The organism is Promicromonospora noduliphila, assembly GCF_056951025.1.
In genome coordinates, this window is the sequence record NZ_CM167806.1 from 4425050 (window position 1) to 4434783 (window position 9734).

The 9734-nt window shown below is 74.0% G+C and carries 8 protein-coding genes; 1 reads left to right on the top strand and 7 read right to left on the bottom strand.

Annotation, left to right across the window (positions count from 1 at the left end; translation table 11 throughout):
* Positions 1–19 precede the first annotated feature (19 nt).
* The 5 genes from AC0QU1_RS19410 to AC0QU1_RS19430 form a co-directional block, all read right to left on the bottom strand.
* A complete protein-coding gene (locus AC0QU1_RS19410) occupies positions 20–649 on the bottom strand; it encodes a hypothetical protein (RefSeq protein ID WP_483571656.1) in 630 nt (209 codons plus the stop codon).
* Positions 650–734: 85 nt separating this feature from the next.
* The gene (locus tag AC0QU1_RS19415; protein WP_483571658.1) at positions 735–1490 is read right to left on the bottom strand and encodes a cytochrome d ubiquinol oxidase subunit II; all 756 of its coding nucleotides are present in this window, start codon (positions 1488–1490) and stop codon (positions 735–737) included.
* Positions 1487–2884, bottom strand: coding sequence for a cytochrome ubiquinol oxidase subunit I (locus AC0QU1_RS19420; RefSeq protein WP_483571660.1), 1398 nt, complete (start codon positions 2882–2884; stop codon positions 1487–1489). The genes AC0QU1_RS19415 and AC0QU1_RS19420 overlap by 4 nt, the downstream gene beginning before the upstream one ends.
* Positions 2885–3006: 122 nt before the next feature.
* Positions 3007–3582, bottom strand: coding sequence for a nucleotidyltransferase family protein (locus AC0QU1_RS19425; protein WP_483571661.1), 576 nt, complete (start codon positions 3580–3582; stop codon positions 3007–3009).
* Positions 3583–3746: 164 nt separating this feature from the next.
* Positions 3747–4265, bottom strand: coding sequence for a nucleoside deaminase (locus tag AC0QU1_RS19430; protein ID WP_483571662.1), 519 nt, complete (start codon positions 4263–4265; stop codon positions 3747–3749).
* Positions 4266–4816: 551 nt separating this feature from the next.
* Here AC0QU1_RS19430 and AC0QU1_RS19435 point away from each other — a divergent pair.
* The gene (locus AC0QU1_RS19435) at positions 4817–5788 is read left to right on the top strand and encodes a DUF2332 domain-containing protein (protein ID WP_483571663.1); all 972 of its coding nucleotides are present in this window, start codon (positions 4817–4819) and stop codon (positions 5786–5788) included.
* On the opposite strand, the gene AC0QU1_RS19440 is transcribed toward AC0QU1_RS19435, so the two are convergent.
* The gene (locus AC0QU1_RS19440) at positions 5751–8627 is read right to left on the bottom strand and encodes a molybdopterin-dependent oxidoreductase (RefSeq protein ID WP_483571665.1); all 2877 of its coding nucleotides are present in this window, start codon (positions 8625–8627) and stop codon (positions 5751–5753) included. The genes AC0QU1_RS19435 and AC0QU1_RS19440 overlap by 38 nt on opposite strands.
* Before the next feature lie 226 nt (positions 8628–8853).
* On the bottom strand, positions 8854–9732 hold the full coding sequence (locus AC0QU1_RS19445; RefSeq protein WP_483571666.1) for an FAD binding domain-containing protein: 879 nt from the start codon (positions 9730–9732) through the stop codon (positions 8854–8856).
* Positions 9733–9734 lie beyond the last annotated feature (2 nt).

The window sequence follows — 9734 nt, forward strand, 5'->3', positions numbered from 1 at the left end:
CCAGTCACCGACACTCCGGTCACCGCTCGACGAACCGCGTCCCGTCCGGCGTCAGCTCCGGCTCCCACACGAACCGGTGGATCACGTGCTTCTCGAAGATCCAGCGCACCACCAGTGCCACGGTGCCCCAGATCGTGAACAGCAGCAGCGTCTGCAGAAAGTTGTTGCCGATCCGGTCGAACCCGGTGAGGGCCAGCGTCGGGATCAGGAACAGCAGGCCGAGGAATGCGGGCAGGAGCTGCACGCCGACCCACTGCACCACCGAGAGCATGTCGATCCGGCGCTCGGCGAGCACGCCGTGGTAGTCCATCACGTTGACCACGTGGTCGGCGCGCCACTTGGCGACGTGCCGGGCGACCGTCCACTGCGCGTCGCGGGCGTCGAGCGCCGAACTGCCCGACGGCAGCCAGATGCCGAGGATCTGGTGGATCTCCGCGGGGGTCAGGTAGCCCTTGTCGAGGATGGTCAGGCTGTGCCACGGCGGCTGCCGGGTGTTCGTCGGCAGCACGAGAGCGGCCAGGAAGAGCAGCACGCCGCCGGTCCCGAGCAGCGCGACGAGCGCTCCGGGGAGCCACGCCAGGAGCAGGGTGGCGGTGGCGAACGCCAGCGCGCCGAGCAGTGCGCAGATGATGCGGTTCTTCATGGTCATGGTGAGCAGGACTTTACCGGCATCTCGTCGCCCCATGGAGCAATAAGTCCGTTTCGAGATCTAAGTTCCGGCGGCCGAGGAGACATCAGAAGAAGAGCGTGTCCCGCCGGTCCAGCGGCCGGGACACGAGCCACCAGGCCACGACCTGCAGCGCGAGCACCACGGGCAGCACCGCGAGGGCCACCGCCCCGAGCGTCGCCATGGTCTCCGCGGAGATCCCGCCCGCGACGAGCCGCGGCCAGGCGGCGATCGCCGTGCCCACCACGGGGGCCACCATCATCACGGACGTGACGGCCACGGGCAGCGGCCCTGTCCGGCGCAGGCGCCATGCGACCACGGCGTCGCCGTGCAGGCGGGTCACCACCACCGCCACGATGGCGAGGGCCAGCGCGGCCAGCCCGTTCCCCCAGGCCACGCCGAGCAGCGCGCCCCAGCTCCCGGCGAGCACGATGCTCGCCACCACGAGCACCACGTCCCACACGTCGCGCCACACGCGCCCGCGGCGCCGGCTGCGCAGCCAGATCCCGGCGTCACGCAGCGCCCACGACCCGACCAGCGTGAGGGCGACCGGGTAGCCGGCGCTCAGCAGGTCCGCCTCCGAGTGCGGGAACACGCCGACCAGCACCCCGAACGCCGCGACGAGCCACACCTCCCCGGGCAACAGCATCGGCCCGACGGCGGCCAGCACCACCCGGCGCTGCGCCGGCTCCCGTCGCCGTTCGCCCCCGTCCGGGTCGCGCTCGTGCAGCAGGGTCGCGCCGGCGCCCTGCACGGCGCCGTCGAGCAGCACCCATCCGGCCACCAGGACGGTCAGCAGTACGGCCCAGGCCTCCGCGTTCACCGGGCCACTCCCTGCGCGGCGCCGTCCGGCCCGTCGCCGGCACCGGCAACGGCACCGGCCACCCTGACGGCACCGGCACCGGCACCGTCAGCACCGAACCGCAGCAGCACGTCCTCGCTCGCGCCGTCGTCGCGCAGGACGTCGGCCGGCGCGGCGCCCAGCGCGAGCCGGTCGGTGCCGGCGCGCGCGAGCCGGCCCAGCACCCACCAGTCGAGCACCGCGAGCGTGACCATGAGGCCGACCAGCAGCACGAGCGAGACCAGCACCGTGCGGGCGGACTGGTCTGAGGTCACGTCGTCGACGCGCAGCACGCCCTGCACCACCCAGGGCTGCCGGGCGAGCTCCCGCGACAGCCAGCCGAGGAGCGCCACGGCGAACGGTATCGGGACGGTCAGCACGGCCAGCCAGCACACCGGGACGCGCAGCCAGCGCGGCATGCGGAACACCGCGTTCCCGATCAGGAGCAGCAGGAGCACGATGCCGCCGAGGAACATCAGGAAGGCGAACGTCTCCATGAGGCCCTGCGCCGTCAGGGACAGGGTGCCGAGGGCGGACGGGTCGGCGTCGTCGGCGAACCGGTCGGCGTCCACCCGCGTGATGTAGGCGTACTGCGAGTACCCGAACCCGATCGCCAGGAACACGCCGAGAAAGCCGGTCACCACGCCGGTCCGCAGGGAGCGCCGCCACAGGTCCTCGTCGGGGTCGGCGGGCCGTCGGCCGCCCCACGCGGAGCGGACAGTCCCGGGGCGGCCGCCCCGCGCCACGTGCCAGGCGCTCACGCCCACCAGCACGAACCCGCCCGCGGCGAGGCACGCCCCCACGACGTGCAGGCCGGACAGCAGCGCGGCCGGGTTGGTGATCAGCGCGCCGACGTCGGTGATGCGCGCCACCGGCGCGTCGGGCGGGCCCTCCAGGACGTAGCCGACGGGGTTGCGCAGGAACCCGTTGGCCACCATCACCGCGAACGCCGAGACGTAGCCGGTGACGACCACCGCCCAGAAGACCGCCGCGTGCAGGGCGCGCGGGAACAGGTGCCAGCCGAACACCCACAGCCCCAGCAGGGTGGACTCCAGGAAGAACGCGACCAGCGTCTCCACGACCAGCGGGGCCCCGAAGACCTCGCCAGCGACGTCGAGCAGGCCGGGGAAGTGCAGCCCGAACTGCAGCTCCAGCACGATCCCCGCCGCGATGCCGAGCGCGTAGTTCACCAGGTAGAGCTGGCCCCAGAACCGGGTCGCGTTCTCGAAGACGAGCGCGCGGTAGCCCTTCGCGCGCGCCCAGCGCGTGTTGAAGATCGCGACGACGGGGCCGAGGCCGAGCGTGAGCAGCACGAAGAGGAAGTGCACTGCCGCCAGCAGCGCGAACTGCAGGCGAGCGAGTTCGGTGGCCTCCACGTTCCCGAGACTACGTAGCCGGACCGGCGGCGGCGACAGGTTCCGGACAGGACCGGGGAAAGCTCAGGGAAAAACCCCGAGGGGGTAGGTAGGGCCAGCCCTACCTGTGGTGTCCCTGCCGGTCAGGACCAGTAGTCGACGTCGTCCCCGCCGCCCAGGTCGGTGCAGTCCACGGCGACGGCGTCGTGGGCGCGCAGGTAGGGCCCGGCACCCGCGTCCCCGCGCACGACGCCGGCGAGCGGCGCCCAGTGCGCGCGGCCCAGCAGCACGGGGTGCCCGGGCCGGCCGCCGTAGGTGGCACGAGCCAGCCCGCTGCGCGCGGCCTCCGGCTCCCGGTAGGTCCCCAGGACCCGGCGGACGGCCTCGGCCCGCAGGCCGGGCAGGTCCACCAGGGAGACGACGGCGACGTCGGCCCCGGTCTCCTGCGCCGAGGTGAGGCCGGTGCGCAGGGACGCGGCGATCCCGGTCTCCCACTCGTCCGCGACCACGGGGATGGCGCCGGCGGGCGTCAGCTCCTCGGCCTCGGCGGCCCGCGCCCCGAGCACGACGACGACCTCGGCGCACCCGCCGTCGACCAGCGCACGGCAGGCGAGCTCGAGCCAGGGCGTGCCGCCGTCGCGGGCCAGTGCCTTGGGCATCCCGAACCGGGTGCCCGCACCTGCCGCGAGGACCAGCCCGACGGCTGCTGTGCGATCCATGCTCAACCCTCCGTGCTCAGCGGCGCCCGTGAGCGCACCAGGACGAACGACCACGCCGCCGGACGACGGCGCCGGGCGACGCGAGCGTCGCCACCGGGCGGCCACCGTACACGTGCCGGATGTCGGAAAAGTGCGCAGAAGGTGCCCGCCGAGGCGGCCGCGGGTCAGTACGGGATGCGCGCGGTGTGCGCCTGCCAGGCCGCGAAGGGTTCGCCGGCCCGGGCAATCCGGTGCTCGACGACGGGGTTGGGCCACGTCGACCGGTCGCGTTCGAGCAGCTCGTAGAACTCGCGGTCGTCGAACCCGGCGCGCTCGGCGTCGTGCCGGTCGGCGGCGAACACCACCCGGTCCACCCGGGCCCACAGCGCGGCCGACAGGCACAGCGGGCACGGCTCGCACGAGGCGTAGAGCGTGGTCCCGACCAGCGAGAACGCGCCGAGCGCCCGGCAGGCGGCCCGGATCGCGACGACCTCTGCGTGCGCGGTGGGGTCGAGGTCCCTGGTCACGCGGTTCCCCGCGGCCGCGACCTCCACGCCGTCGCGCACGACGACGGCCCCGAAGGGGCCACCGCCGTCGGCCACGTTCTGGGAGGCGACCTCGACGGCGCGCAGGAGCCAGGCGGCGTCCTCGGGGCTGACGGAGGCGCCGGACGGGGTGCCGGAGGTCTGGATGGGGCTGCTCACCCTTCGATGCTCGCACCATCGCGTTTCAACAGCATTCCCAGCAGGTCACCCGCGTGAAACCTCTGTTTCGAGGATGGGGGCGGGTGTCGGGGTCGGTCGGTTGGCTGGGCGGGCTTCCGAGGTCGGTCGGTTACCGGAGCGAGCCCCCGAACTCGGTCAGTTGGGCTGAAGCGAGCTCGCGAGATCGGCCAGTTGCCCGAGCCAGCCCCCGAACTCGGTCAGTTGGGCTGAAGCGAGCTCGCGAGATCGGCCAGTTGCCCGAGCCAGCCCCCGAACTCGGTCAGTTGGGCTGAAGCGAGCTCGCGAGATCGGTCAGTTGCCCGAGCCCGCTCGCGAGATCGGTCAGTTGGGGCTGAGCGGGCTTCCGAGATCGGTCAGTTGGCTGAGCCGGCTCCTGAGATCGGTCCTTGGCACTGAGATCGGTCCATCGATGGACCGATCTCGAGGCAAGCGACCGACTTCAACGAGGCCGCCGAGCAACTGGCCGACTTCAATGAGGCCGCTGAGCAAGTGACCGGCCTCGGCGAGGCTGCCCAGGTACGGTGAAATGCATGGACACCGCCGCCGTCTACGCGCAGTTCGCCGAGAGCCAGGCGCGTAACGGGAACTCCCCCACCTATCAGGACTGGGCGCGGGGCGTGGCCGCCGACGCGGAGGTGTGCGCGCTGCTGGACACGCTGCCGTCGGCCAAGCGGCAGCCCAACCTGCTGTTCGCGGCCGCCCGGCTGGTGGGGGCGCCGTCGGCGGGCTGGGCGAAGGTGCGGCCCTGGCTGCTCGCGGCCTGGCCGAAGGTCGAGCGCGAGATGCGGGCCCGCGCCACCCAGACCAACGAGCCGCGGCGCTGCGCCACCCTCCTGCCGACCCTCGCGACCATCGACGGGCCGGTCGCGCTGATCGAGGTGGGCGCGTCGGCGGGGCTGTGCCTCTACCCCGACCGGTACTCGTACCTGTACACGTCCCCCGACGGCGGGCGCACCCGCCTCGACCCGGACGACGGCCCGAGCGAGGTGCTGCTGCCCTGCTCCCTCGAGGGTCCGGTCCCCACGCGGCTGCCCGACGTCGTCTGGCGCGCCGGCATCGACCTCAACCCGCTGGACGTGCGCGACCCGGGCGACCTCGCCTGGCTGGAGGCGCTCGTCTGGCCCGAGCACACCGACCGGGTCGAGACGCTGCGCGCCGCCGCGCGGGTGGTGGCCGCCGACCCGCCGCACCTGGTCACGGGCGACCTCCTGGTGGGCCTGCCCGACCTGGTCGACGCCGCGCCGGCCGAGGCCACCGTCGTGGTGCAGAACTCGGCGGTGCTCTACTACCTCACGCCCGCCGAGCTGGCCGAGTTCTCCGCCACGATGGGCGAGCTGCGGCGCCTGCGCGGCGCCGTCTGGCTCAGCAACGAGGGCTGGACCGTGCTGCCCGACGTCGCCGCCCGGCTCCCCGAGGGCGTCTCACCCGACTTCATCCTGGCCCGGGACGGCGAGCCGGTAGCGCTCACCGAAGCACACGGCCGCTGGGTGCGGGCGCTGTAGCGCGCAGGAGTTCCCAGAGGCGGTCGCGGCGGATCGGCAGGTCGCGGGGGCGCACTCCCGTGGCGTCGGCTATCGCGTTCGCCAGCGCGGGGGCGACCGGGTTGTAGGGGGCCTCGCTCATGGACTTCGCGCCGCGGGGGCCGAGGCGGTCGAACGTGTCGGCGAACAGCACCTCGGTGTTCGGCACGTCCGCGAGCTGCGGCACCCGGTAGTGGCGCAGCGTGCGCGTCACGACGACGCCGTCGCGCACCTCCATCCGCTCCGTCAGCGACGAGCCGAGCGCCTGCGCCACTCCGCCCTCGATCTGCCCACGGAGCTGCTCGGGGTTGATCACCACGCCGGCGTCGGCGGCGTGCACCGACCGGAGGATCCGCAGCTCGCCGGTCTCCCGGTGCACCGCCACCCGGAAACCGTGCACGTTGAAGGCGACGGAACGCGGTGATCCATCGTGGGTCGCCTCGGCGCTGACCAGTCCATCAGCCGTTGATGTGATCGTCGCGCCGTCGCGTCTCGTCGCGCCCTCATGTCCCGCCGGGCTCTCATGCTCCGTTGGACTCTCGTGTTCCGTCGGACCCTCAAGTCCCGTCGGACCCTCAAGTCCCGTCGGTTGTTTGGTCCCAGCGGAACCGGCGTCGAGGTGGGCACGCAGAGCTCGCGCGGCGCGCTGGACCGCCAGGCCCGCCACCACGGAGCCCGCCGAGCCGAACGCCCCCGTGTCGTACCCGGCGGTCGCCGTGTCCGACGGCCGCACCCGCACCCGGGCGAGCGGCACCCCGAGCTCGGTGGCCGCGAGCTGCGCGTGCACGGTGGTGGTGCCGTTGCCGAACTCGGCGGTCCCGACGTCGACCACGAAGCCGCCGTCGGGCACGAGCGAGACCTTGGCGTGCGTGTAGTGGCCGCGCGGCGGGATGGTCGCGATCATCGCGAGCGCGACGCCGCGGCCCTCGACCCAGCCGTCGTCCGCAGGCGCTCCCGGCCGGGACAAAGCCTCCTCGACGAGGTCGAGGCACTGGTCGAGCCCGTAGGACCCGTACTCCAGGTCACCGGTCACCGGCTGCCTGAACTCCGGCGACCCAGCGGCGTCCGGGAGCGGAGCGAGCGAGCGTTGCGGGGTGGGCGCCGCGAACGGGTCGCCCGGCCGGATCACGTTCCGCCGGCGCAGTTCGACCGGGTCGAGGCCGAGCCGGGCGGCCAGCTCGTCCATGGCGCCCTCGATGGCGAACTGCACCTGCCCCAGCCCGTAGCCGCGGAACGCCCCGGACGGCACGTTGTTCGTGTAGACCGACTCGGCGTCGACGCGCTTGTTCGGCGCGCGGTAGACGGCCATCGACTCGTGCACGCCGTGGAACAGCACGCCGGGCGCGTGGTTGCCGTAGGCCCCGGTGTCGGCCAGGACGTCGATCGCGAGCGCCGTCAGCTCCCCGCTCGCGGACGCCCCGGCACGCACCGTGACCCGCATCGGGTGCCGGCAGGGCACCATCGTGAACTGCTGCTCGCGCGTGAGCTCCCACTGCACGGGCCGGCCGGTGCGCAGGGTCGCGAGCGCCACGACGTCCTCCACGAGCAGCTCCTGCTTGCCCCCGAAGCCGCCGCCGACGCGCCCGGCCACCACGCGCACCCGGTCCTTGGGCAGGTCGAGGAGCCGGGCCAGCTCGTCGCGCACGAGGAACGGCACCTGGGTGGAGGTGCGGACGTGCAGGACGTCGGGGCCGCCGTCCGGGTCAGGGGCGAGCCAGGAGCGGGCGCCGTGCGTCTCCAGGGCCACGTGGTTCACGCGGCTGGTGGTCCAGGTGCCCTCGACCGTCGCGGCGGACGCGGCGAGGGCCGCCGCCACGCCGTCGTGCCCGGGTTCCGCATGCTCCTCGTGGAGCTGCGCGACGACGTTCCGGCTCGCCTCGGCGACCCGGTTCCCGTCGGGGGTCTTGCCCGGGTGCAGCAGGGGCGCGCCGGGCTGCCGCGCGGCCTCCGCGTCGAAGACGGCGGGCAGCGCCTCGTACTCGACCTCCACCAGGGCGAGCGCGTCGCGGGCCTGCCGGGGCGTCTCGGCGACGGCGATAGCCACCCGCTGCCCCACGAACCGCACGACGGGGTCGAGGATGCGGGTGTCGTCGGGGTCGTCGAGCCGGTTCTCGTGGCGGCCGGTCGAGTAGAGCGTGCCGGGGACGTCGTGGTGGGTGAGCACCAGGTGGACGCCGGGCGCGCTGCGCGCCGCCGTCGCGTCGATGCGGGTGATCCGGGCGTGCGGATGCGGGCTGCCGAGCACGGCGACGTGCAGCAGCCCGGGTGGCGCGGGCTCGTCCAGCGTGTACGGCTCGCGCCCGCGCACCACACGGCTGGCGGCCGGCGCGACGACGGCGCGGCCAAACGCCGCACCCGGCTCGGCTACCTCGGTGTTCACGCGGCCGGCGAGGGCGTCACGGATCGACCGGTACCCGGTGCAGCGGCAGAGGTTGCCCTTGAGGTGCTCGGCGAGGTCGTGCGACTCGGCGGTCCCCGCCACGGTGCAGACCAGCCCAGCCGTGCAGAATCCGCACTGGAACCCGGCCGCCTCGACGAACGCGCGCTGCACGGGGTGCAGGTCCTCGGCATCCGCGCCGGGCTCGGCGCCGGGCCCGAACCGGCCCAGCCCCGCCGCCGTCACCACCTCGGCATCGACGGCCCGGTGCGCCGGGACGATGCAGGACTGCACGGGCGCGCCGTCGAGCAGCACGGTGCACGCGCCGCAGTCGCCCGCGTCGCAGCCCTTCTTCACGGCGGTGGCGCCCTGCTCGCGCAGGTAGGTGCGCAGGCACTGGCCCGGGCGGGGTTCCGCCGCGACGTCGGCGCCGTCGATCCTCATGTGACGCTCCTGGTGCGTACGTGCCCAGACCCGACGGGCGGGTGTTGACCACAGCCGGTCGGGCGCCGGTACGTCTCGGGGAAAGACCATCGGATCGGGATGGGTTGCTGCGAGTAGACGTTGTCGACTCGCAGCAACCCATCCCCAGGAGCAACTGTTTCCCCCCGAGAGGTCCGGCCTCTGCCCGCGTGACTCCCCGCACCTGTCAGCCTGGCGCATGGAGGGTTCATGTCGCTCCGCCCAGCTCGTCCAGTACCTCGTGCGCGAGCCGACGCGTCATCGCGGCCCGCCACGCCGCGCTGCCGTGCGTGTCCTCATACCAGCCGGGACCGGACTCGGCGATCCGGTCGACCAGCCGGTCCAGCTCCCCGTGCTCCCCCGGCCCCACCTCGACCAGCACGGGTGCAGGCACCGAGGCGGTCAGCACCAGCAGCACGCGCGGCGGCCCGTCCACGTCCCCCGACGGCGCCCGCCCCGTCACCATCGCCGCGGTCCGGCCGGTCGGGGTCAGGGAGGTGCGCCGGAACGCCGTCCGCTGCCGGAGGGCCGCCGCGGGGACGCGGATCTCGCGCAACACCTCGCCGTCGGCCAGCGAGACCGTGCCCGCGCCCGTGACCAGGGACGACACCGGAACCTCCCGCGAGCCGCCCACGGCGGCGGCCGGGGCACCCGGGGCCCGCCACACGATCGCCACCGCATCGAGCGCGGCGAACAGCCCGACCATGGACCCGGCGGGCAGGCCGAGCGCGAGGTTGCCGCCCACCGTCGCGGTCCGGGCCACCTTCGGCGAGAGCGTGAGCGCCGAGACGCACTCGCCCACGATGCCGAGCCCGCGGTACGGCCCCTGCGCGCCGGGCGCACCGCCGAGCGCACCCGGCCCTGCGACCAGCTCCGCCAGCGTGCACGTGCCGGCGACCCGCAGCCCTGACCCGTCCACGGACCACGGCTCCCAGCCCATCCCCGTGAGGTCCACCAGGCCGGTCACCCCGGCGGGCACGGGCTCCGAGTACAGGAACGTGCCGCCGCCCAGGAACGCCTCGCCGGGCCGCAGCACGCAGTCGGCGCGCGTCCGGGCCACGCGCACGGTGTCGATGTCGAGGTCCACCA